25 protein-coding genes and 2 tRNA genes are annotated in these 24,439 nt (G+C 30.4%); 16 read left to right on the top strand and 11 right to left on the bottom strand.

What is annotated here, in order from left to right; translation table 11 throughout:
- Positions 1–17: 17 nt before the first annotated feature.
- The 4 genes from F7B34_RS06030 to lysS all read right to left on the bottom strand — a co-directional run bounded on the left by F7B34_RS06030 (position 18) and on the right by lysS (position 3,945).
- Entirely contained in the window at positions 18–548 is a 531-nt protein-coding gene (locus F7B34_RS06030) for a 2-oxoacid:ferredoxin oxidoreductase subunit gamma (RefSeq protein ID WP_292460933.1), read from the bottom strand.
- Positions 549–605: 57 nt separating this feature from the next.
- The gene (locus tag F7B34_RS06025) at positions 606–1,406 is read right to left on the bottom strand and encodes a 2-oxoacid:ferredoxin oxidoreductase subunit beta (RefSeq protein ID WP_292460932.1); all 801 of its coding nucleotides are present in this window, start codon (positions 1,404–1,406) and stop codon (positions 606–608) included.
- Positions 1,407–1,473: 67 nt separating this feature from the next.
- Positions 1,474–2,268, bottom strand: coding sequence for a hypothetical protein (locus F7B34_RS06020; protein ID WP_292460931.1), 795 nt, complete (start codon positions 2,266–2,268; stop codon positions 1,474–1,476).
- 60 nt (positions 2,269–2,328) lie between these two features.
- Entirely contained in the window at positions 2,329–3,945 is a 1,617-nt protein-coding gene (gene lysS, locus F7B34_RS06015; RefSeq protein WP_292460930.1) for a lysine--tRNA ligase, read from the bottom strand.
- A 293-nt stretch (positions 3,946–4,238) separates the two neighbouring features.
- On the opposite strand from lysS, the gene F7B34_RS06010 reads away from it, so the two are divergent.
- Together F7B34_RS06010 and F7B34_RS06005 are read left to right on the top strand one after the other, a co-directional pair.
- The gene (locus F7B34_RS06010; protein WP_292460929.1) at positions 4,239–4,670 is read left to right on the top strand and encodes an NUDIX hydrolase; all 432 of its coding nucleotides are present in this window, start codon (positions 4,239–4,241) and stop codon (positions 4,668–4,670) included.
- Between the two features lie 225 nt (positions 4,671–4,895).
- Positions 4,896–5,213: a transcription factor S gene (locus F7B34_RS06005; RefSeq protein ID WP_292460928.1), complete on the top strand. Its 318-nt coding sequence runs from the start codon at positions 4,896–4,898 to the stop codon at positions 5,211–5,213.
- Positions 5,214–5,228: 15 nt separating this feature from the next.
- Here F7B34_RS06005 and F7B34_RS06000 read toward each other — a convergent pair whose 3' ends face one another.
- From F7B34_RS06000 to cdhD, 4 genes are all read right to left on the bottom strand, one after another.
- A complete protein-coding gene (locus tag F7B34_RS06000; protein WP_367116346.1) occupies positions 5,229–5,921 on the bottom strand; it encodes a DUF166 family protein in 693 nt (230 codons plus the stop codon).
- A gap of 85 nt (positions 5,922–6,006) precedes the next feature.
- Positions 6,007–6,079: transfer RNA gene (locus F7B34_RS05995), tRNA-Gln, on the bottom strand.
- A gap of 121 nt (positions 6,080–6,200) precedes the next feature.
- A complete protein-coding gene (acsC, locus tag F7B34_RS05990) occupies positions 6,201–7,667 on the bottom strand; it encodes an acetyl-CoA decarbonylase/synthase complex subunit gamma (RefSeq protein WP_292460927.1) in 1,467 nt (488 codons plus the stop codon).
- A 70-nt stretch (positions 7,668–7,737) separates the two neighbouring features.
- On the bottom strand, positions 7,738–8,928 hold the full coding sequence (gene cdhD / locus F7B34_RS05985; RefSeq protein ID WP_292460926.1) for a CO dehydrogenase/acetyl-CoA synthase subunit delta: 1,191 nt from the start codon (positions 8,926–8,928) through the stop codon (positions 7,738–7,740).
- Between the two features lie 271 nt (positions 8,929–9,199).
- Here cdhD and F7B34_RS05980 point away from each other — a divergent pair.
- Positions 9,200–9,288 (top strand) — tRNA-Sec (locus tag F7B34_RS05980).
- A gap of 42 nt (positions 9,289–9,330) precedes the next feature.
- Positions 9,331–10,299, top strand: a complete 969-nt coding sequence (locus F7B34_RS05975) for a hypothetical protein (protein WP_292460925.1) — start codon at positions 9,331–9,333, stop codon at positions 10,297–10,299.
- Positions 10,300–10,305: 6 nt separating this feature from the next.
- On the opposite strand, the gene F7B34_RS05970 is transcribed toward F7B34_RS05975, so the two are convergent.
- Positions 10,306–10,893, bottom strand: coding sequence for a DUF1847 domain-containing protein (locus F7B34_RS05970; RefSeq protein ID WP_292460924.1), 588 nt, complete (start codon positions 10,891–10,893; stop codon positions 10,306–10,308).
- A 250-nt stretch (positions 10,894–11,143) separates the two neighbouring features.
- Between F7B34_RS05970 and F7B34_RS05965 the strand changes: the two genes are divergently transcribed.
- From F7B34_RS05965 to F7B34_RS05955, 3 genes are read left to right on the top strand one after another with little or no spacing between them, the layout of a single operon-like run.
- Positions 11,144–11,791, top strand: a complete 648-nt coding sequence (locus F7B34_RS05965; RefSeq protein ID WP_292460923.1) for a hypothetical protein — start codon at positions 11,144–11,146, stop codon at positions 11,789–11,791.
- A 4-nt stretch (positions 11,792–11,795) separates the two neighbouring features.
- On the top strand, positions 11,796–12,056 hold the full coding sequence (locus F7B34_RS05960) for a hypothetical protein (RefSeq protein ID WP_292460922.1): 261 nt from the start codon (positions 11,796–11,798) through the stop codon (positions 12,054–12,056).
- An 18-nt stretch (positions 12,057–12,074) separates the two neighbouring features.
- Entirely contained in the window at positions 12,075–12,551 is a 477-nt protein-coding gene (locus F7B34_RS05955) for a protein-export chaperone SecB (RefSeq protein ID WP_292460921.1), read from the top strand.
- A gap of 183 nt (positions 12,552–12,734) precedes the next feature.
- On the opposite strand, the gene lysA is transcribed toward F7B34_RS05955, so the two are convergent.
- Positions 12,735–14,051, bottom strand: a complete 1,317-nt coding sequence (lysA, locus tag F7B34_RS05950) for a diaminopimelate decarboxylase (protein WP_292460920.1) — start codon at positions 14,049–14,051, stop codon at positions 12,735–12,737.
- Positions 14,052–14,255: 204 nt separating this feature from the next.
- On the opposite strand from lysA, the gene F7B34_RS05945 reads away from it, so the two are divergent.
- The 8 genes from F7B34_RS05945 (at position 14,256) to F7B34_RS05910 (ending at position 22,157) form a co-directional block, all read left to right on the top strand.
- The gene (locus tag F7B34_RS05945) at positions 14,256–15,026 is read left to right on the top strand and encodes a coenzyme F420-0:L-glutamate ligase (RefSeq protein WP_292460919.1); all 771 of its coding nucleotides are present in this window, start codon (positions 14,256–14,258) and stop codon (positions 15,024–15,026) included.
- 161 nt (positions 15,027–15,187) lie between these two features.
- Complete coding sequence (asnB, locus tag F7B34_RS05940; protein WP_292460918.1) at positions 15,188–16,765, top strand: asparagine synthase (glutamine-hydrolyzing); 1,578 nt, start codon at positions 15,188–15,190, stop codon at positions 16,763–16,765.
- Between the two features lie 4 nt (positions 16,766–16,769).
- Positions 16,770–17,012 carry a hypothetical protein gene (locus tag F7B34_RS05935; RefSeq protein ID WP_292460917.1) on the top strand — a complete coding sequence of 81 codons (243 nt, stop codon included), beginning with the start codon at positions 16,770–16,772 and terminating at the stop codon, positions 17,010–17,012.
- A 148-nt stretch (positions 17,013–17,160) separates the two neighbouring features.
- On the top strand, positions 17,161–18,357 hold the full coding sequence (locus F7B34_RS05930) for a hypothetical protein (protein ID WP_292460916.1): 1,197 nt from the start codon (positions 17,161–17,163) through the stop codon (positions 18,355–18,357).
- Between the two features lie 312 nt (positions 18,358–18,669).
- Positions 18,670–19,716: an iron ABC transporter permease gene (locus F7B34_RS05925; RefSeq protein WP_292460915.1), complete on the top strand. Its 1,047-nt coding sequence runs from the start codon at positions 18,670–18,672 to the stop codon at positions 19,714–19,716.
- A 14-nt stretch (positions 19,717–19,730) separates the two neighbouring features.
- A complete protein-coding gene (locus F7B34_RS05920; protein WP_292460914.1) occupies positions 19,731–20,483 on the top strand; it encodes an ABC transporter ATP-binding protein in 753 nt (250 codons plus the stop codon).
- A 203-nt stretch (positions 20,484–20,686) separates the two neighbouring features.
- On the top strand, positions 20,687–21,745 hold the full coding sequence (locus tag F7B34_RS05915) for a bifunctional oligoribonuclease/PAP phosphatase NrnA (RefSeq protein ID WP_292460913.1): 1,059 nt from the start codon (positions 20,687–20,689) through the stop codon (positions 21,743–21,745).
- Between the two features lie 43 nt (positions 21,746–21,788).
- On the top strand, positions 21,789–22,157 hold the full coding sequence (locus F7B34_RS05910) for a dihydroneopterin aldolase family protein (protein ID WP_292460912.1): 369 nt from the start codon (positions 21,789–21,791) through the stop codon (positions 22,155–22,157).
- Here the strand turns inward: F7B34_RS05910 and F7B34_RS05905 are convergent.
- Positions 22,152–22,676: a hypothetical protein gene (locus F7B34_RS05905; RefSeq protein ID WP_292460911.1), complete on the bottom strand. Its 525-nt coding sequence runs from the start codon at positions 22,674–22,676 to the stop codon at positions 22,152–22,154. The genes F7B34_RS05910 and F7B34_RS05905 overlap by 6 nt on opposite strands.
- A 208-nt stretch (positions 22,677–22,884) precedes the next feature.
- Between F7B34_RS05905 and F7B34_RS05900 the strand changes: the two genes are divergently transcribed.
- Positions 22,885–24,177 (top strand): tRNA (N(6)-L-threonylcarbamoyladenosine(37)-C(2))-methylthiotransferase, encoded by a 1,293-nt coding sequence (locus F7B34_RS05900; RefSeq protein ID WP_292460910.1) that lies wholly within the window; start codon positions 22,885–22,887, stop codon positions 24,175–24,177.
- Positions 24,178–24,439: the final 262 nt, after the last annotated feature.

Raw genomic sequence — 24,439 nt, 5'->3', positions numbered from 1 at the left:
TTATTTTTATAATGATTTTAGTAACTATATCCCTTTTCAAAAGCTTCTATATTTTTTTCCTCAGTGCCCTTAGGGACACTATCCAATATGGCTTTTTCAATAGCCTCTTTTGAAACAATGTTGGTTATTTTTGTAAGAGCTCCGAGCATTACAATATTTGCAACTATTTTTAAACCAATCTCTTTTTGAGCAATTTCTGTGAAGGGCACCCGATATACTTTGGAATTATTTTTATAGTCGTCTGGTATAGTAATTAGGTCTTTATCAACAATTACATATCCATTTTCTTTTACATCCATGCTGTATTTATCAAAGGCTGGCTGAGACATACAAACCAATATATCGGGTTTTATTACCTTTGGAAAGCTTATTTCCTCCTCAGATATCACAACCTCAGATTTACTTGCTCCCCCCCTTGCCTCAGGTCCATAAGATTGAGTTTGAACGGCATTTTTGTTATCGTAGAGAGAAGCCCCCCTACCTAAAATTACACCAGCTAATATTATCCCCTGACCTCCAAAACCAGATAATCTAATTTCTTTCCTCATAATTTCACCTGATATTCTGTTATATTTTAAATACCGTATATAAAATTATTTTTAAAATTATTGCTTATGCAATATACTTAGCTGTTCTATGAATTCTGGTTTTTCAATATTTAGAAACTCTCCTACAATGATTTTATCTTTTAATTCTTCCTCTGAAAGATTTTCAGCTTTTTTGATAGTTATTGAATTTTCTTTAAAGAATTTTATCATTTCAGGAGGATTTTTAGAAATATTAAATCTTCCGTAATATGTAGGGCACTGCGAAATTACCTCAATAAATGAAAATCCTTTTTTTTCCATTCCTTTTTTTATGGCATTTGATAATTGAATAGGATGGGCGGTAGTCCATCTAGCTACATAGGTTGCACCTGCGGCAATTGCCAACTTACATAAATCCATAGGATTTTCCGGATTTCCATAGGGTGCTGTGGTGGCTCTTTTTTCATGGGGTGTAGTTGGTGAATATTGCCCACCTGTCATTCCATATATGTTGTTGTTTATACAGATAACAGTTATATCTAAATTTCTCCTACAACCATGAATAAAATGATTTCCACCAATTGCAGATAAATCACCATCTCCTGTAAATACAATAACCTGTTTATCTTTCCTAGCTATTTTTATACCTGTTGCAAATGCTATTGGTCTTCCGTGGGTTGTATGCAACGAATCACAATTTAGATATCCAGGTAGCCTTGACGAACACCCAATTCCAGATATGACTATATAATCATCAGAACTCATGTTTAATTTTTCAATGGCATTTAAAAAACAATTTAGTACAATTCCATTTCCACAGCCTGGACAGAATATGTGAGGAAGTCTATCCTTTCGCATATATTTTATTGCTGGATGCATATATTATCACCATTATAAAATTTAAAATACTTTATTTAAAATTTAAAAGTTCATGTAATCTATTATATTATTTACTATTTATCAATGTTGCATGGGTAAGCTCGAAAACTGCACCTCCCAAATCATTTCCAATATCCTGCAATTCTAAACCATTTATTTCAATAAATTTGTTCTCAATGGATATTACAACAGGCAAAAATTTATATGCCATTTCTACTATATCGAAAGGTTTGCAAAACAGTTCCACAGCTATTAACCCATAGAACTCAGCATTTTCATATGGTCCCTCTTTTTCCAAAGGTTTTGTAATAATCCTATTCACCACTATATTATCACTTAATGATAACAATATCTTTTTAATTACATCCTCTTCGGAGCTCCCAAAACCTTCAAAAACTGCCTTTACTTTTATAAGACCCTCCTCCTCTAATGCAAATATGTCATCCTCATCATAGATGCCGTTTTTATACTCTTCAATATTGATAGACATACCTTCCTCTTCTTTTATATGGACATTAAACATAATCTTGTATTTTTCATAGAATCTTTTAAAAAACTCTATTATATAGGCAAGAGCCTCCCCAAATTCTTTTGAACTAATTTTTAATTTTGAAGGGCTAACTATATCCAAATCAGCACCATAATTAAGACAAAAATCGATATAATCTAAAAAAGAATTAAATATTATCTTTAATTCTGCAACTTTTGTATAAAGACCCCCTTCATCTTCCTCTTCACAATCCACTGATAGTATTTCGGCATTGTATTTATTTTTTATATCATTTGTTAATTTTTCAAACTCCATATCTACAATATCTTTGTTATTTCCTTTAATTTCTTGATATGATATAATTTCTATCATATTTTCACCTAAAAAATAAAAAAATAAATTATTAATTAATTTAGATATAATCGAGATAATTTATTTTGTCAAGGAATATCGTCCAATTACAAACTCCTTATCAAGTGATGATAAAAAACTTCCCAATTTAGGACCGTATTTCTTGCCTAGGAGTATTTTATAGGATGCCAAAAATGCCTCTTTTGGATTCAATTCCATTTCCTTTGCACTGTTATATATTAACTCGTGTATGGATAAGGCATCGAATTCAATTTCTTTCAATTTCTCGCCAAATGCTTTTATCCATTTTTTTTGTTTTTCATTCAATTCATCATACATTTCCTTTGCTTTTTCTAAATCTATTATTTTTAGCACTTCACCATAGTTCAAAGCCCAGTTTCTAGCCATATATAGCCTTGTCTTCAATCTTTCAAAATCACTTTCTTTTATTGAATCGATTGATTTATAGTTATTTCTTTTAAGGATTTCCAGCACCTTATCCATATTAATTTCTTCTTTTTCAGCATCGTAGGCTATCTGAGATACTATTACACAGAATCTATATGGTATTTGCAAAGGCAACTCATCAGGTATTTTTGGTGTTGAGAGCTCATACAATCTTATCTTATCCATTTCATTTTCATTCAATTTAATACCTTCTTCTCTCTTTTTCATTAGCTCGAAATATTTTCTTTCCAGTTCCTCATAGTCATCTACAAGGTTAGGAATAGCCTTTAAATCAAAGTCGATATGTTTTGTAGGCTTGCTTCTCAACAGCAAAAATCTTAAAATCTCAGGATGGCAGATTTTTACCCAATCTTTAACTGCAAATACTACACCAGATGATGAAGACATTGGAACTGCCTTGTCCCCTATTTTTAACTGAATCCATTCGTAAATTATTTTTTCTGGTGCTTGATAGTCGTATATTTTTCTGGCAATTTTAACCCCTGTATCATAAGAACCGCCGGATGTCCCGTGGTCTTTACCCATAGGCTCTGCTATTACATTGAATATACTCCATCTTGCAGGCCAGTCTACTCTCCAAGGGAGTTTCCCTCTACCTTTAAATGGTTTTACCGTGTTTTTATAACCGCAGGAACATACATAATCAACGGTTTTATTCTCACTATCGTAGTTAATTACCTTTGTTGTGCTTAATTTTCCACATTTCTCACAAACTATATTTAAGGGATACCAGTCTTCTGGAAGGGGTTCTTTTCTATATATATTTAATATATCTCTTATTTTATCCCTATTTTCCAGTGCCAATATTATTTTTTCATCGTAAAGCCCATTTTTATAATTCTCATCTGCTTTATAAACCGTTAAATTAACACCTAAATCATCCAAACTATCTACAAATGGTTTTAGGAAATGGTCTGCATAACTTTCACAGCAGCCCTCAGGACATGGGATTTCGCTTAAAGGCATGCCGACATATTTTTCATACTCATCCGGTAAAAATGGATAAACCTTTCTAAGTGGGTCATAGGTATCGGCAATGAATATAAGCTCAGCTTTAACACCATTATTCAATAATCCCCTGTAAATTGCATCTGCTGTAAGCGTTTCCCTTGCATTACCTATATGTATATGTCCTGATGGTGTAATTCCACTTGCAACTAAATATTTTTCAGGATTTTGATTTTCTCTCTTTTTTATTATTTTTTTAGCTATTGAATCAGCCCAATGCAAAAAATCGCCTCCATTTATTTAAAATTATTTTATAATTCTTATAACTTACATAGTTATTATTTATAGTTTAAATAAATGTTAAATATTATTAATATACCTTATCAATTTTTATCGTAAAATATAAATATTATAAAAACTCTCTTAATTCAAAACCTGTAATAGAAAGGTATAAAAGTTATAATATATATGAGGTATAAATTAAGTATTTATAGGGATTATAGAAATAAGTGCAGATTATAACATTATAAAAGCCTTTTTTAAGGTATTTATCTTTTATTTTTTTGGTGATGCTAATGTGTAAATATAAATTACCATCTTTAACCGTTGATGGTATCATTCAAATTGACGATAGGATAGTATTAATAAAAAGAAAAAATCCACCCTTTAAAGATTCATGGGCATTTCCAGGAGGTTTTGTAGAATATGGAGAAACCACTGAAAATGCAGTTATGCGGGAAATATATGAAGAAACCAATTTAAAGACCAAAATAAAACATCTCCTTGGGGTGTATTCAGACCCCAACAGAGACCCGCGTGGCCATACAGTTTCTGTGGTTTATATTTTGAAATATATTGATGGAATCCTCAAAGGTTCTGATGATGCCAAGGAGGCAAAACTCTTTAAAATCGAAGAGGTCAAAGATTTAGATTTAGCTTTTGACCACAAAAAGATATTTGAAGATTATTTATTATTTAAAAAAGAAAATGAAAAAATAATAAAATAAAAGATAAAAAAATGATGATAAAAAAATAAAAAAATAAAAAAGGTGATAATGTGGTAAAGTTTTACCCGCACCCTTTAAAAAAGTGTGCATCCATCAGATGAAATTTCTTCGAAATTTCATTACTCGAAATAAAGATTTCGAAAATCCAAAACTCACTTCGTTCGTTTTGGAACCTCCTAACTTTTTAATATATATTTTTATGTATTAAATTAAAAAGGTGATAATGTGGTAAAGTTTTGCCCTAAATGTAAAAATATAATGCTTCCAAAAGATGGAAAATTGGTATGCACGGTATGTGGATATGAAGAAGATTTGGAACAGACTGATGAGTCTTATGAATTAAAGGAAAAAATAGATTCAAAAAAACAGGAAATTGTGGTAATTGAGGATGTAAATACACTACCGACTACAAGAATAGAATGTCCAAAATGTGGAAATATGGAAGCGTACTGGTGGTTGCAACAAACAAGATGTGCCGATGAACCCGAAACAAGATTTTACAAATGTAAAAAATGTGGATATACATGGAGGGAGTATGATTAAGTCATTTTAAATCATTTATTTTTTAATTATATTAAGTCCTTCCACCAATATTTTACCTGCTATGCTTTTTTTACTTTCTTTCTCAACAAATACTCTTAATTTTCCAGCTCTGCAAAAATGCTGAACCCTTAAACCAATATCTATTGGGGTTTTTTCATTGAATTCTTTTCCAATGAATTCCTCCAATGTTTTAGAACTTGAACCACAAGGAGCTTCTCTTATTATATCTATATTCTCGATTATATTATTATTGTTTAGATAAATATTAACAACCGGTTTTCCAAAGTATTTTAAAAACTCTTTTAATTGCGGGTATTTATCCAACTTATCTTTTAAACCATGTTCATCTAAATTACACATTAAATCTGGACAAATTACATTTCCAAAATTTTCAAGTTGTTTTTTAAAACCTGCTCCTTTCCATGCTCCGACTATTACAAGGATATTTTTGTTAAGTTTTTTATTAATATTTTGTATTTCATTTATTAGGGCATATGTTAAATCTGGATTTATAGTGTAGGTAATTATCATATTATATTTTTTTAACTCATCCAATTGAGTTCTATCAATTTCAATATCTTCAAAATTTCCCCTATACTTTATCTTTAAAAAATTACAATTAAACTTTTTTCCAATAACTTCTGTAGCTCGGTCTCCATATTTCCCCTCTGAAATAATGGCAACATTCATATTTACATTTATATCCATAATTACACCATGAATTTTATATTATATATTATATAACATATCTTATATATTCGGATATATAAATACATATGTCTAAAATAAAAAGTAGCCCGGTGCGGATTCGAACCGCAGTCCCCAGGTCCAAAGCCTAGGATGATTGGCCACTACACTACCGGGCTAATCTTAATAATCAAAACAAACTCTAATAGGATGAAGTTATATATATATTTTTCGCTAATTGATATTTGTAAATATATGGATATAACATAAAAAAATAAAAAATAATAAAATAATACATATTTATGCATTTTTAGATTTCCAGTCATTTAATATTTTTTCCCAGTTTTTCTTTAAAAACTCTCCAACCTGAGAAGAATCTCTTGTTCCGACAACACATGTCCATCCAGTTTTTTCTTCAATATCCCCCCTTACAGGAGCTGCCAATCCTGGGAGTATTATTATTCTATGATTTACTTTTTCCCCTATTTTAGTTTCTTCTATAAGCTTTTTAGCATTTTCGCCGCAGTATTGACCACCGGCAACTGCAACATCAACTGCCTTACCCTCAGTATCCATGGACAATAACCAGCATGTAACATTGTCCTTTTCAAAGTCTCCCGTTACTGTGTAGAATGTTAATGAGAAGTTTGTAGTCATAATTACAGGGCTGTTTTCATCAGGGTTTCCTATTGGATATAATCCAGGTTCGACTGCCTGAGGTTTTCTTGGGTCTGTGAATATAGCCTGTCTAAGGGTCAATATTGGCATCAATTCCCATATCTCAGTTCCATGAAGTATTATTGCATCGGCATACCTGTTCAACATTGCATTTGCCGTTCTGGCTTCCATAATTCCCGCAACTTTATCGGGTTCTTCTATAAATTGATTTATTGGATTATTTCCATTTAGAACATACATGTAGGTGTTTATTGGAAGCCCCAATATTGGGTATCCCAATAATTTATCCTCTTTTTCTATTGCACTTCTTCTTATCATTACAAACTTATCAAGTGTTTCTGCAATATTTTCAGGTGTTGTATGAGGGTCTAAAACTAAATCTTCAATACCATACTTAACACATTCCTTAGTCATGCCCTTTAATGTTTTTATATCATCTGAGGATAAAACTAGTGCAAACTCCTTCCCAGCTTCTTTCTTTGCTATCAGCATTTTAAGGAGTTCTGCAAAATTATCCTTTGTAGCTGTATAAATCATAGGTTTTGATTTAACAACATCCAAAGCCTTTTCTATGTTATCAGGATTAAGTGAGCACAATGCAATAGGTAACTTTGTAGTTCCCTGAACAACCTCAACTGCTTTTTTAAACTTTTCAGGATCATTAGATGCGTTCCTTATAGCAACGAAATCCAATTTTAATTTTTCCCCAGTTCTTTCAAATACAAAATCCTCAACATATTTAGCTCTATTTTTTATTTCTTCCTCTGGTAAATTATCCGATATATCTATACCAAGAGGGGTTTGGTTAAAAAATGAGAGTTCATATCTATACATTACCTCGTCTCCACCCATAACACATTTTTTATCTGAATAGCCAAACCAGACTTCCTTTACAGGTGGAGATAGCATCTCTATAAGTTTCTTTTTATTTTTTTCAAATTTTGGCGTATTCATTATTGGGCATTGCTCAACCATTGCTTTTTTGTTCTGCAATTTTGTTGCAAAAGCCATACAGGAAGATTCGCCGCATTTTTTACAATTCGTTTTTGGAAGGAGTTTGTAAATATCCATAGCACTTACTTTTGCCATTATTATCACCAATAGCGTTCCATATTTAAAAAATAAAGATAAGGAATAAATAAAATAATTAAGAAATAAATTATGCCCTTATCCATTCGTAGTTGTCTGTGTTTATTTTTACCTCTCCTGGTTTTGTTATTAGTGTTTTACCCAACTCTTTTAATACTGATATTGAAACTGGATGGAGCATCATAAATATATCTACGCCACTTAAAAGCATGGTTAAACCTGTTGAAATTTCCCATAATGGAAGTCTGTATGTTCTATCGCCCCATTTAGGATTTACCATCCATGCCTCTCTTGCCCCAATAGCGTTTGTTGTTCCTGATGACATTGGCATATTTACGAGCTCATCTCCTTTTAAACCAGCTATTCGTAGTCTTGTCATAGCATTTATTGAGAATTCTATACCATACCCTAATGCACAGGTTGTTGGGTCCATTACTATTTTATCGGCATCTAAACCATGTGATATCAATCTTCTGTTTAAATCCTTAGCCATGTTTGGATCCATGATTGTCCATGATAGCACATTGTGGTCGTATTTCATAGCAGCATCTGCAACCTTTTTATAATCTAAATCAAGGTTTGCCGATGCAAGTAAGCATCTTTCACCTTCTGCGACTTCTGCACAAGCTTCCAATACAATAGGGTCTTTTTTAGGGTCTCCGCTACCTCCAATAACAAATGGAACATCCACAGCCTGCAATAAATCCTCCATTAATTTAGCCGCGTCTCTTGCAGATGTATCTTTGATTTTTGGGTTTGTTGATATATGATGTATTGTAATCATATCTGCCCCATATTCTTTCACACACTTTTTAGCCCATTCAGTAGGGTCTTGCATGACATCCTCAAAATACTGCCTAACATTTTTTGGAAGACCTGGCATAGGCATGTCAAATATATCAAAGGTTACCACAGGTGCATTTGGTTGTGGTTCTTCAAATCTATACAATGCCCTTTGACCACCGATTTTTACAACCTTACCTCTACCTCCTTCCGATTTTGGTTTTCCAAACTGGATTTCTCTTATATGTCCTTTGTATTCATTTATTGGAGTTTCCCAATCTACCTCTGGAATTTCTATTTTCAATTCTTTGTTTAGTCCAGCTTCCACAAGTGTTTCTTTTAATGCTGGAGTTTGGGGTATTACCATCGGTGGAGCCGAAGGTATGTTTATTACCAGTTCATCTGCTGTGATTTCAATATTGTCTATTTCTACCTTACCTACTTTTTCCACTATTTTTATTAGTGCATCAAGGTCCATAGAATCACCAAAAAATCTATCATTATAAATCATTATAAATTAATAGATATTCTAAAAAAAGTTATATATAAATCTTTTGAATAAAACCATATCACAAAGCTTAAAATAACTTATTAAAGTAATTAAAGATATATTTCTTAATTATAAACATTTTTTTAAGATTTAATGGATAGAAAAGATATATATATTAGAAATCATAATGGTTAAAAAGGGCGTCTAAAATAACAATATTATTATACCTTTATATTATATAACATTATTTAATTAATGTGGCGCGGGGTGCTGTGCCTGGTGGCACAGGGCGGACTTCAGATCCGTCAAGTTCGTTTGAACTCGGGGTTCGATTCCCCCCCAGCGCCGTTTTTTATTATTTTATTTTCCACAATGGAAATTAGGGACATTATGAAAAAAATATATTCCAAGATTGGTGATTTATCAGATTTTAAAAATGCCATTTCTCTTTTACATAATTTTACCGGGTTTATAAAAATAGATAATGGTATGTTATTTTATATAGACTCAAAATTAACATTTTCAATTTGGAATAAAAAGAAATCTGATTTAAAAACAATATTAAAACATCTACCCGATATATTTTCGATTGAGATATACAGATGTTCGAATGAAGATATTAAAAAAATTATAGATAATGAAATGAACAATAATACTCCATCCACTTCAAAACCTGAACTCCCAAATAAAATAAATAAGATATATGGTTTAATATCATCTAATGTAAAACCAGATGTAAATACTGAAAATGGCATTTCAATAAACCTATATACAAATATATACAATTATGTGGGAGTGGGGTTATACGAAGTAATTTTAATACCAAAAAGATACAAATCCGATAAAGGAACATTGATATTCAAAAACTGCGACGAAATTTTTGCATTATACGAGTCTAAAAATAAAAAAAATAAAATACTTGAAGGAAAGAAAGCACTAGGAAAAATAAAAACTCTTTTTGCAGTTAGTGAAATCACAGCATTTATTAAGAAAATACCCCTTAATACATTTAATAGTTATGTAGGAAATCACCCCAATGCTCTTTTAAAAACCCTGATATCATTTGACGAATTGATTAAAAAAATAAAAGAAAAAGGATTTAAAAGGATTAAAAATGATTCGTTGATAAATATTTTAACAGAAAAACCTTCATTGATAGAAATTGACAAAAATATGTATATTGTATCCAATGAAAAAAAACCTGTTTATGCATTTTTTGAAGACTATGATGGAGATAAATCCTATCGTCATATCAAAAATTTCTGCATTTTTAACGACATTGAAATTAAACTATATTCTCTCGATAAAGATGAGTTTAAATTATTCAGGGAATTTAGGGAAAATAAAATAAAAAATTAAAAATAATTATTCTTTAAAATTTTTAAGCATCTTCTTTAAATAGTATTTACTGTATAGAGCTCCTACTGGATTATGTGCTAAAACCCTATCCTTAACTAAAAATGTCGTTGTAGGAGCTCTTGAATATTTTTGGAATAATATGTCATGTCCAATACACAAACCTACAATAATATTTAAATCTGTCTCTTTTTTGTTTAAAATTTCAGCCTGACCTATGGGATTACACATGGATTCTTTATTATTGGGATTTATTTTTGTTAAATTAAGTTTATCTTTGTCAATTCCACAAACTTTGCAACATATAGAGTATGTTTTAAAATAGTTTGATAAAATTTTATCCAAAATTTTTGCTTCATTTTCTAATCCAATGCAGAAAGCTATTCCAATTTTTTTATATTCCATCAATTTACAAAATTCTATAATCTCCTCCAATCTATTTTTTTTCATATAATACGTCCCTTCAATGTATGATGAAACTGTTGCTATCTTTAAATTTTCATCTTTTTTATATTCTTTCATAATCTTTTCGCTAATTTCTTTACAGCAGTTTTTTCCATTTGCACATAATTTTTTATCGCATTTTGCACATTCCATTGTTTTACCTTTTATCACTGTTCGTTTATAAACAATCTTAATTCTTATCAAAGATATAAACCTAACGATATATAAAGAAGTTTAAACCTGTTAGACTGTAATTAAAAAAGGTTTTGGGGGAGCTCATCTATTTACTACACTTACAACATAGTTAAAGTGTTTAAGTGTTTAATCTGAGCTCAGTATAAAAAGAAAAAGTTATAAATAATAGTTCAATTAAAATAGTTATAAATAAGTTTAGGGTCGGAACATGAATTACAACAAGGTGGTGTATCATGGCACGCATAAATCTAATGTCAATAGAATATTAAACCATGGATTTAATAAAAGCGAAGGGGATCGCCATTGGTTGGGAGATGGAATTTATTTTTTTGAAGATGAGATTCATGCATATCATTGGATATTAGAAAAATATGTTAAAAAGAATAATAGTAATATTAAGCCATATTACTTACGAAAATCAGTATTTAAAGATTATAAAATATTGCGTGCAAGTATTAAGATTGACAAAAATAGAATACTTGATTTAGATAAAACGAATCATTACATAATTTATGTTTCAGCATATAAGGAAGTCATGTCTGAAATTGATGAGCATGGGGATCCAGTGCCTGATGGGGCATTGATAAATCTGTTATTTAATAAAATGGGCTTTAATGAAGATTATGATATTGTAAAATATACATTTCGTTTTCCAAAAAGGCTTCTGGGTGATGGGTATATAATTAATGGGAATAATAAACCAAAAGTAAATCCCCCACAAACTCAAATATGTGTAAAAAATCCCAATATTATTAAAGATATACGCATACATTATCTTAAAGATATTGATAAAAAATATAAGGAACTAACCATTTTGTTTCCACATATATACCCTCCCCTAAAAAAGAGATGGTGATAATATGAATGAATATGAAAGAGCAATGGAGAGAGTTAAGAAGTATTTAAAAAATAGAACCCCCGAACAAATTAAAAGGGATTTGGTGGAATGTGGATGGCATGAAATAGAACCTGCACCAATCCCAATTTACAATTTAGAATTTAATAAAGAAATTAAAAATATTAAAATATGTCTGTCCAAATATGATTTTGAAATACAAAATGAGATAAAAAACAATAATAAATATGGTTATGGGAGCAGTATTATTACCTACTCGTCATAAGATACTATGGTGAATCTAATGAATAATAACATTAATACTGAAGAAACTCCATCAAAATGTGCTTTAAAATTTAATGACTATAAAGTGAAACATATTGAATTTATACTTAATGAGAATTTTAATAATACATCTAATCCAAAAGTAGTTACTAATGTTAAAACCACTATAAACTACAATAATAAGAATCCTAATAAATTCAATACTTCGATTAAGATAACGCTTGGGGAAAAAAGTAATAACCCCAATGTCCTATTTTATTTATGTGTTGAATTATTGGGAGAATTTGAAGTTGTAGAATCTGAAATAGATAAGGTTAGACAGTTTGCAGAGATAAATGCTGTTTCCATATTATTCCCATATGCTAGGGCACTTATTACAACCATTACTGCAAACGCCAATATTCCACCAGTGGTTCTTCCACCTATGAACATAGCAGGAATGATGGAAAAAGAATATGGAGAAACAGAAGATGAAAATTGCTGTAAAACCGAATAATCATTTTTATTTATTTAATTTTTTAACAAACTTTTTTTAGATTTGCCTGAGTTCACATTATGAGAGCTCTGATTATGATTTTGTAATTATATGTGCTTTGTTTAAAATAATCTAATATGAGCTCCAAGAAAGAGTATTAAAATAGGAAATAATAAAACTCTTAATTTTTAACGATTTTAATAATTATAATAAATAATTAGGCACAATATCCTTTGAAAGCAAATCTGCATAGGTTTCTTTTTCCCTGATGATGGATACTCCCTTTTCACCTGTTAAAATCATTCTTGGTCTTCCCCTTGCATTGTAGTTGTTTGCCATACTTATACCGTATGCTCCAACATCCAATATGGCAATTACATCACCCACTTCTATTTTTGTGAGTTTCCTATCTTTTCCAAATACATCTGAGCTCTCACATAAACCGCCTGCAATATTTACAACTTCTTTCTCATTTTCATTTCTTATTAGGCATGGAGTTATTTCGTGGTATGCATCGTACATAGCAGGCCTCATCATGTCGTTCATACCAGCGTCAATCATTACCCATTTTGCAACAGGGGTTTCTTTAATGTGATGCACTTTTCCAAGCAATACCCCCGCTGTTGCAACTAAGCTTCTTCCCGGTTCAAGTATCAAATTTGGAAATTCGATTTTATCTTTATATTCCATCATTGTATTTATTATGGCATCAGCCAAATCCTTCTGAACTGGAATTTCTGTATTTTTGTCGTATGGAATACCCAATCCACCACCTAAATTAACATCTTTTATTTCAATTCCTTCTTTTTTCAATTCAACGACGAAATCCATAACTTTCCTTGTTTCTTCAATGAACGGCGTAATATCGGTTAATTGGGAACCTATGTGGCAGTGTATTCCTACAATATTTACATTTTCCATTTCTGTTGCCATTTTAATTGCCTTCATTGCTACTCCTGATTCCACATCAAGACCAAATTTGTTCTTTTTCAATCCTGTTGAGATTTTTGGATGGGTTTTTGGATTTACATTGGGATTTATTCTAAATGCAACATTTGCCACCCTTCCCATTTCTTTTGCAGTTTCATTTATTAATATTAATTCGCTTATGCTATCTACATTGAATGACCTTATATTTGCTTCAATCCCCATTATTATTTCGTCTTTTGTTTTACAATTTCCGTTGAATACTATTTTTTCTGATGGAACATTTGAAAGCTTTGCAGTGTAGAGCTCCCCACCACTTACAACATCGGCACCGCATCCTAATTTTGATAGCAATCTTGTAATTGCCAAGTTTGAGTTTGCCTTGTATGCGTATCCCACAATAAATTCTTTTCCTGTTTTTTCAGTATATTCTTTAAATGCTTCGGTGTATCTTGTAAAGTTTTTAACAATTTGGCTTTCACTCATTACATAAAGTGGCGTGCCGTATTCTTTTGCGAGCTCTGTTGCATTATATCCATCTATTTTTAAAATACCATCTTCAACAGTTATCATTTCATTTCCAAGAAATTTCATATTCTCACCGTTTCTATTAAGTTTTTATTTTATTTCATTTTTTATTTTATTATTCCCTCTTTTATTATCATTTTTATTTTTAATATTTTCATTGGACATTTTTATTTTATATAAATTATATTATATTATTTATATTATTATGGAAATTATAATAATTACATAAAGGAATTATATAATAGAATAAATTTCATAATAGGGAAAACCATGTTAAAGGATAAAATAACGGAAAAAAGAAGAATGGAAGTCATAGGTTTGGAGATACCGATAATCTCGGGAGATGAAAAGTTAGGGCTAAATTATCTCGCTAATTTAATTTCAAGCTATCCAATAGAAGATAAGGACATAATAGTTATAGCAGAAACCATCATATCAAAACTTGAAGGAAATATATTAAAAAAAGAGAATATAAAACCATCCAAAGAGGCTATTGAACTTGCAAAGCAGTTGGACAAATCCCCAGAGGTTGTGCAAGTCATACTTGACGAATCAAATGAAATAGTTAAAGTTGGTGAAAAATTTATCATTACTGAAACAAAACATGGCTTTGTATGTGCAAACAGTGGAGTCGATGAGAGCAATTCCCTTGATGCCATAAAGCCCCTTCCAAAAAACCCCGATAAAAGTGCATCGGAGCTCCGAAAAATGATTGAAGAAAAAACTGGAAAAAAGGTTGGAGTAATAATAAACGATAGTATGGGGAGACCATTTAGAAAAGGTTCCTGCGGTGTGGCAATAGGAGTCAGTGGAGTGTGTGCATTGTGGGATAGGAGAGGGGAAGAAGATTTATTTGGAAGGCCCCTTCATACAACAGAAGTTGGAATAGCAGATGAGCTCGCGGCTACCGCATCCGTTGTAATGGGTCAGTCAAATGAAGGAATACCTGTCGTAATTATAAGAAACGCACCAGTTCCATTTATTGATGGAAATGGGAAGGATTTAATTAGAAAAAAAGAGGAGGATGTTTTTAGACAATAGACTATGTAGAAATAATAAAATAGTAAGATTTATATATATTAATTAATAATAGTAAAGATTAAAAATAAATGTAATTTATATAAAAAAATAAAATTTATAAAAAATATAACATAAAATTAAAATATAAAATTAAAAAGAATATTAAAATTTAGGGATATATTATGTGTTCAATAAATGGAATAATTGTAAAAGATGACGACGATGACCCGAGCAGTTGTAAAAAGAAGATTTTAGAATATTTAATTAATGGAATGAAGATTTTAAAACATAGGGGTCCAGATGGTTCTGGATTAATGTTTGATGACGAAGTTATCTATTTTAAAGAGTTTAGTGATGTAAATATACCCTTTGGTAAATCCAATAGATTAGGTATGGGGCATAACCGATTGGCTATTGTGGGTCATGCAAGCCAACCAATTCCAAACGAGGACGAAAGTATATGGACAATCTGCAACGGAGAAATTTATAATTACTATGAATTAATGGAAGATTTGCAAAATGACCACGATTTTAACACCGATACAGATAGTGAGATTATACTCCATAGCTATGAAGAGGATATATTAAATGAGCTCGACGGAGATTATGCATACTGCCTGTATGATAAAAATAAAAACAGGATAATGTTAAGAAGGGATGTTTTTGGAGTAAAACCGCTTTTTTATATAGATAGGGATAAATACTTTGCCTTTGCTTCTGAGAAAAAGGCACTATGGTATTTACTGATGGAAATAGATAAGATGTCATTTGAAGAAGCATATAATTATCCAATATCTCGCTTAAATCCAAACAGTCAGTTGATATATGACTTAAATGAAAATGAATATGAAGTCGAGGAAAACATTCAAAAAATTAGGACGGATTATTTTGAAAATAATTACCATACAAATATAGATTATGAAACCTGTAAAAAGGAACTTGAAGAAGCACTATGGGACTCCGTATCAAAGAGAACTAGGGGAATTGACAGGATTGGAATTATCTATTCTGGCGGTGTTGATAGCACACTTGTAGCAAAAATGGCGTCAGAGTATTGTGATGTGGTATTATACACAGTAGGCACGGAAGAAAGTGAAGATATAGAATATGCTGAAAAGGCTTCAAAGGATATGGGTTTAAAATTCAGAAAAAAAATCGTATCGCCAGAGGAATATGAGAAATACCTTTTAAATGTGGCTTATGCCATTGATGAACTAAATTTAATGAAACTTGCAGTAGGTATCCCAATATATGTTGCTTCTGAAATGGCTAAGGAGGACGGGATAAAAGTGGTATTATCAGGACAGGGTGCAGATGAGTTATTCGGTGGATATAATAGATATGGAAGAATATTAGCCGAAAAAGGAAAGGAAGAACTTAAAAAGTCATTGTATAATGATGTAATGAATATCTATAAGGTAAATCTTGAAAGAGATGACCACTGCACAATGGCAAATGGTGTAGAGCTTAGGGTCCCATTTTTAGATAAAGATGTAGTTGAAGTGGGATTGTCCTTACCTATTGAATATAAACTAAATGATAATGAAAGAAAAATAATTTTAAGGGATGTTGCTTCAAATTATATTCCAAATTACATAGCATACCGGCCTAAAAAAGCGGCACAGTATGGAAGCGGAAGCGAAAAAATGATATATGCAGTTGCAAGAAAATACGGTTATTCAAAAAAGAGAATAAATGAATTCTTTGAAAATGTTTTAATGAAAAAGATGAAGGATATGCATAGATTTAAAGGGAATTAATAATATGGATTTATGTCAAAATCTAATAGGTTTTACAAATATAGCTCCACAACCTCATTATTATATGACAAAAGATTCTGAAATGGATTTTAACAAATTGATTGAATTTATGCAAGAGTGTAAAAATAGAGGTTGGGGCGTAGAGTTTGAATGCGATAAAACAGTGTTAGGAAATATTGAAAACTGCGGATGTAAATATAAAAATATATGCATTAGAAGAGCGGCTAATTATTATTGCATTGAATAAAGTTGGAAATGTTAAGTATATTTATCACTACTTTAGTAACGATATAGAATGTTATAAGGTGGTAAAAAGATACTACGAAGAACATCCATGTCCAAACGATGGATATTCGACATGTTAATTTTTATTTTAAGTTTTTTTAGGTGATAAATTGAAAAAATTTATCCTCTTTTTAGTTTTATTTGTATTTCTTAATCCGCTATTTGCAGAGGAAACTATAAAATACAACATATCATTCGAGGGCATGGCTACAAATGGAACAGATGCAATGATTAGTGTTTATGATAAATCCCACTTAAAGATGTATGAAATACTATACGATGGAAAAGGGTTTAAACTAATTTCAGAATTTCCAATAAATAAATCTGAATTAAATGATTCAAAGATAAACTTCAAACCTAAGAATTGGAATTATTATAGTTATTTTAAACATCCCGTTGTAGTTGGTTATTTTAAAGGAAAATGGATTTTTTACAATCCAGAAATGTTAGGGTTCTTTGATGGAAAAAACTTCACTACAACAGTAAGTGGTTACTATTCAGGATGCTCAATGGCAGAAATAGATAAATTTGTTACCGATAACAAAAACACCGTAATTATTAAGTGGAGGGGTTCAACAACATCATGTAATGGAGAGTGGTTTGTTTTATATCATAATTTTACAGATATTAAAAATGTAAAAAGCCAGACTCTGCCAAATCATACAAAGGATGTGATATATAATCCCTACGATAATGATTGGTATATTATTACAGAAAAATCTGCCTTTATTTATAAAAATAATAGTTTATACAATTTATTTACCTTTCCAAATAATTTAACAGAGCAATGCATAGCACCAATCGGTTATAAAAAACTATTAATTTCATTATATTCAAAAGATGGTTATTGTGGATTATACTTATACAATAATGGAAATTTAACAGAAATTCTTAATAAACCAATTTATACAATGGATTATGGTGGTAATGAAGTTTTATTAATATCTACAAAAATCCTGAGCTCACCTAATAGATGCTGCATAGTTGATTATCCAATAAGCGGATGCTATCTATATAAAAATGGAAAAATAGAAAATCTTCCAGATTTAGAAGTTAAAAGAGTTGATTATATTACTTATGTGGATAAAGATAGGTATTGGTTATTAGCGGGTGTTAATAAAGAATCTGCAAAATTAGTTAAATTCAATGGAAATTATATGGAAGATTTAACTCAGCAATTGGTTAATATTATAAATGGAAATAATAAAATGAAAAATGAAACCAATAGTGGTTTATATTATTATCTCTATGGATTAATACTTTTAATTATAATTTTGATTTTAGCTAATATGGGAAAAAAATCATAATTCTCTTATTTTCTTTCTCTATGGTTTTTACTACCTAAGAGTAGCAGAGAAATTATAAAACCGCAGGTTTTCTTTATTTTGAAGATTATATTTGAAAATCTTTATTTCTATCGTAAATAAAAAGATTTAGGAAGCAACCCCCAAAATAACTATTTTTTAAAAGAATCTCTGCAAAGTTCAGGTGTTTGCTTATAATTAATAAATTTACAAAACTTTATATTGTAGTAATAATTATTTTTATTAATGTAATATTTTATATAAAAAATCTCAATATTATTTTTAATAAATAAAATAAATTTAAAATGTGATGATATGGATATTCCACAAAAATATAAACAATACACAAAAAAGAAGATAATTTTTGGAATTATTTTAGTTATAATTTTGTTTTTAAGTGCAATTTATGCTTTATGCGTTGGAGATTACAGATTAACGATAAATCAAGTTATAAATGCTTTAATAGGTAATGGAACAGGAAATGCAAAGTTGGTTATTTGGAATATAAGATTGCCAAGAATATTTGCCGCAATAACTGCTGGAGCATCTTTGGCAGTTGCTGGTGCAGTTATGCAGTGTATTTTAAGGAATCCATTAGCAAGTCCATTTACAATGGGAATTTCTCATGGAGCAATGTTCGGTGCTTCACTTGCAATAATACTTTTAGGTGCAGGAGGAGCAGAAAGCACAGGTCGCATATTTGTAAATAATCCATACTCCATTACAATTTTTGCATTTCTCGGTGCATTAATTGGAGTTGTTGTAATATTATTACTTGCAAAGTTAAGGGGATTAACGCCCGAAGCAATGATTTTGGCGGGTGTGGCTATGAGCTCACTATTCACGGCGGGAACTATGTTAATACAATACTTTGCAGATGATTTACAGTTAGCGGCAATGGTATATTGGACATTTGGAGACTTAGGAAGACCATTATGGAATGAAATATACATTATGGTTGCAATTATGATTCCTGCATTGTTATATTTCATATACAGGCGGTGGGACTACAACGCATTGGAGGCAGGAGAAGAGACGGCAAAATCCTTAGGAGTAAATACAGAAAAAATAAGATTAATTGGGATGCTTGTTGCTTCACTATTAACATCTGTAGATGTTGCATTTTTGGGAATAATTGGATTTATCGGATTGATATGTCCTCATATTGTTAGGATATTCATTGGTGGAGATTACAGGTTTTTAATCCCTATATCTGCACTATTTGGTGCGGTGTTGCTTCTAATATCAGATACCATTGCACGAACAATAATATCTCCAATAGTATTACCTGTTGGAATACTAACATCATTTATGGGAGCTCCGATGTTTCTCTATTTATTGCTGAGAAGGTATAAGAAATAAAAATTGGTGATTTAATGATTCTATCTGTTGATGGAGTTGAATTTGCATATAAAAGCAGAAAAATCCTAAACAATATAAAATTTGAGGTTAAAAAAGGGGAAGTAGTTTCTATCTTAGGAATCAATGGGGCTGGAAAATCAACACTCTTAAAATGCATAAATAAAATTTTAAAACCAAAAAGAGGGACAATATTAATTGATAATTTTGATATTAATAAATTAGATAACTATGTATTGGCAAAAAGGGTTGGCTATGTTCCGCAGAGGGCTGAAGGAAACTATATGACTGTATTTGATGCAGTTTTGTTAGGAAGGAAACCCCATATAAAATGGGAAGTGTCAGAAAGGGATATCGAACTAACTCACAAAGTTTTAAAACTTATGAATTTGGAAGATTATGCTTTAAGATACACAAATGAGTTGAGTGGTGGAGAACTGCAAAAAGTGATTATAGCGAGAGCTTTAGTACAAGAACCACAAATTTTATTAATAGATGAGCCAACAAACAATTTAGATTTAAAAAATCAATTGGAAGTTATGAGAATTGTCAGGGATATATTAAAATCCCAAAATATTGCCTCAATTGTAGTTATGCATGATTTAAATCTTGCTTTAAGGTTTTCCGATAAATTCATAATGCTGAAAGATGGGAAGATTTTTGCAGAAGGTGGAAAAGAGGTAATCTCACCTGAAAATATTGAGGAAGTTTATGGTGTCAGAGTTCATGTGGATGAATACAAAGGGATACCTATTGTTGTTCCAATATAATTATAGTAATAATATATAATGAAATAGCAATAAAATAATAAAAATGAAATAAATAAAATAACCATGTTAGAAAAAGTTTATTTTGCTTACTTCTAAACAAGAATATAACATTTTTATATTTATTTAATAAATAATATTCATTAGTTTTTTCTATTTTTAGTGAATTTTAATTTTAATTTTTATTTTAATTATTTGGTGTAATTATGGATAAAATTAACAAAATTAACGAAAATATTAAATCAAAGATTTGTGGATTGTCTGGCGATAATATCATAGTCCAGCTCAAAAAAGTATTTCGGGAAGAGAACGATATTTTATTTTTATGTCATCACAATGCAGACCCTGATGCAGTTGGTGCAGCTATTGGACTAAAATATCTTGCAAATACATTAAACAAATCAAAGGATAAAAACATTAGAATCTCGGCAAATTCTGTAAGTAAATTATCAAGGGCAGTATTAGAAGAATTAAACGAAGATATTGAGATTGTATATTATCCAAAATTGGCAAAAGTGGTTTTTTTTGTAGATATATCCAGCTTAAACCAAGTATCTGTTGATGAAAATAAATTAAAGGAATCAAAAACAATATTAATAGACCACCACAGAAAAACAGATTTAATAAATTTATGCGATTTATACATTGTAAATGAAAAATCCCCCTCTACCTGTGAAATAGTTTCAAACATATTTAAGGAGATGAATATATATCCTCCAAAGAACATTCGAACCGCCTTACTATGCGGAATAGTCTATGATACAAAACATTTAAAACTTGCAAATGAAGGAACATTCAATACAATAGCATGGCTTATAAAGGGAATAAGCTTCCAGAAGATTTTATACCTTCTTACACAGGAAAGTGATGAAAGTAAAAGAATAGCACATTTAAAGGCATGTAGTAGAATGGAATTAAAGGATGTAAATAAATGTATTGTGGCATTATCCCATGTGAGCTCCCACGAGGCTTCCTGTGCAAAAACAATAGTATCCATTGGTGCAGATGTGTCCTTTGTGGTTGCAGTTAGGAAGAGGGACCAAGAAATAAGAATAAGTGCAAGATGTAGGAAATCCATTTCAAGAAAAGTTCATCTGGGCAGTTTGATGGAAAAGATTGCAAAGAAACTGGGTGGAAAAGGCGGAGGTCATGCAGAAGCCGCAGGTTTAAATGCAAAATATGAAAAAGGAAGAAATAAAGATGAAGTTATAAAAGAGGTTTTAAATTTATGTTATGAAATGTTCAAGGAAGAATATATCAAATAAATGGTAATAAAAATACAAAATAATGATAAAATACGGTGAAATCATGAAGCTTGAAGAAAATGAAATATTTAACAGCTACTTTAAAAATTTATCAGATAGGGAAAGAGCAATTTTTGAAGGTGGTATTACATTAGGAGCTCTGTTCCATCAATTCGTTGGAACACCTATAAGTTTAAAAAATAAGGAGATATTAGAAAAATCTATTGAAGAGGCTATGAAAAACCAGCCTTGTGTTGAAGATATTAAAGTTGAAATTATTGGGGATTTAAAAGAAGATAAATATGTTTCATTGGATGGCAATATGCTAAATGTTAAATTAAAGATAAAAGTAAATGATACTATTGCATCATTAAGATTAAGATATATAAAGGAGTTGGATTATCCACTAATGTATGTTGAAGAGATTTTATAAGTTTTCTCTATTTTTTAGTATTATGAGAACTACTGCTAAAATGCTGATAATTATTGCAGGAGTTGGGATTGGTGCTTTTGTTGTTGATGTAGTAGTAGTTGTGGTTTTAATCACCATAGTTATATCATTAAGCTTATAATATGTAGATTTTTTGATTTGACCATCTGGCACTAATTTTAATTCGTTATTCTCAATTTTAAGATAAGATTTACTTATAGTAATGAGTGTAGTTTTTTTATCCCACCCCCATCCACAATTGTCTTTTTTAAACGTATAAATGGCTCTGCCATTTAAATATAACAGTATAGATTTTGTTATTGTCCAGTTTATATTCCCATAGTGCGTAAAGTTTAACATGTATGAGCTCCCATTTAAATTATTTAATTTAAAAGATATAACATTTGGATAACTTGGATGTGAAAAATTAGATACTTCTAAATTTCCAATATCTATCGTTTCCCCATAAATCATCCCAAATAAACTAAAAATTCCCATTAAAATTATAATTTTTTTAAACATATTATCCATTCTAAATAATTTTTTAAATATAATTAACTATATTTATATATGCGTTTTTAATATATATTTAAGCACTGAAAAAACTATATAAACATATTTTTTAAATAATTTAAAAAATTTAATTTTTATCGAATGATTAAAAAATTTAAAATTATTAAATGTCTATTTTTACAAATTTATAACGATTAAATTTAAATGTGATGGCAATATGAAAACAAAAATATACATTGAAGGATACGGATGCACACTTAATACCGCAGATACAATCATAATAAAAAATTCAATAGCGAGTTTTGAAGATTTTCAAATAGTTCAGAATCCAGAAGATGCAGATATTGTAGTTATAAATACATGTGCTGTTAGATTGGAGACAGAACATAGAATGATTTCAAGAATAAAGCATTTTAAATCCTTAAACAAAAAAGTTATTGTAGCAGGATGTATGCCAAAGGCGTTGAAGGAAAAGGTTGAAGATAAAGGCGATGTTTTAATAATGCCAAAAGAGGCGCATCTATCTGGAAATATAATTCACGGGTATGTAATTCATAATAAATACCATAGTAAATACAATCCATGCAGTAATACTACACCCATAAACTTAAATGACAAATTAAAATATCTAAAACCTGAAAACTCTTTAATTATGCCGCTCCCTATTTCAGAGGGGTGTGTTGGAAAATGCTCCTACTGCATTGTCAAGGTTGCCCGTGGAAGATTGATATCTTATGATAGAGATTTACTAATTAAAAAGGCAGAGGAATTTATAAACAACGGAGTAAAGCACATTCTTATAACTTCACAGGATACCGCATGCTATGGATTTGATAAAAACGATACCCTTCCAAACTTAATAAATGATATTGCCTCTATTGATGGGGAATTCGATATGAGAATTGGAATGATGCATGCGAAAAATGTTTCCAATATTATGGATGAGCTCATAGAATCATACCAAAATGATAAGGTTGCAAAATTCTTGCATCTGCCTATTCAAAGTGGAGATGACCAGGTTTTGAAGGATATGAAGAGAGGTTATACCGTCGATGAATTTATCAGCATAGTAAATGAATTTAAAAGAAAAGTGAAAGACTTGAACTTCAATACAGATATAATTGTTGGATTCCCTACTGAAAAAGAAGAAAACTTTGAGAACACTCTTGAAGTTTTGAGAAAAATAAATCCTGATTATATTCACAGTGCAAAATACTCTCAGAGAAAGCATACAGAAGCGGCTAAATTAAAACAGGTAGATACAAAAATTAGGAAAAAAAGATCTAGAATATTGGATAAATTAAGAAGAGAACTCAGCTATGAAAACAATAAAAAGTATATTGGAAAGACATTAAAGGTTTTAATTACTGAAAAGGATAAAGGAATTGCCCATAACTGCAAAGTTGTCAAATTCAACAGCGAAAATAAAAACATAAACATCGGAGAGTTTAGAGAAATAAAAATAACCGATGCAAAGACTTTTGGTTTATTCGGAGAGATATTAGATTAGTTATATTATAGGAGTAATATTTAGTGAATTACCCTCTCTTACGGAAGGTGTTAAACGAAAACCTTTTAATTATCTGGCTATACATGACAATACTACTATATAAATTTTGCCCGCATTTCCGAGCGAAGCGAAGGAAATATATAAATCCCGAAGGGATTTTGAGGATTCATCTCGTAGCGAAGTGGAGACCTAAAACTAACTTTTAAGTTTTCATCACTATTTTCAATACTAAATTAGAAAACCTTCGGTTTTTTGCTCGCTT

The sequence above is a fragment of the Methanothermococcus sp. genome, from assembly GCF_015523155.1.
Taxonomy (GTDB): Archaea; AGJL01; Methanococci; order Methanococcales; family Methanococcaceae; genus Methanofervidicoccus.
The sequence above is the reverse complement of the archived record's forward strand: the minus strand, read 5'-3'. Positions and strand labels throughout refer to the sequence as shown.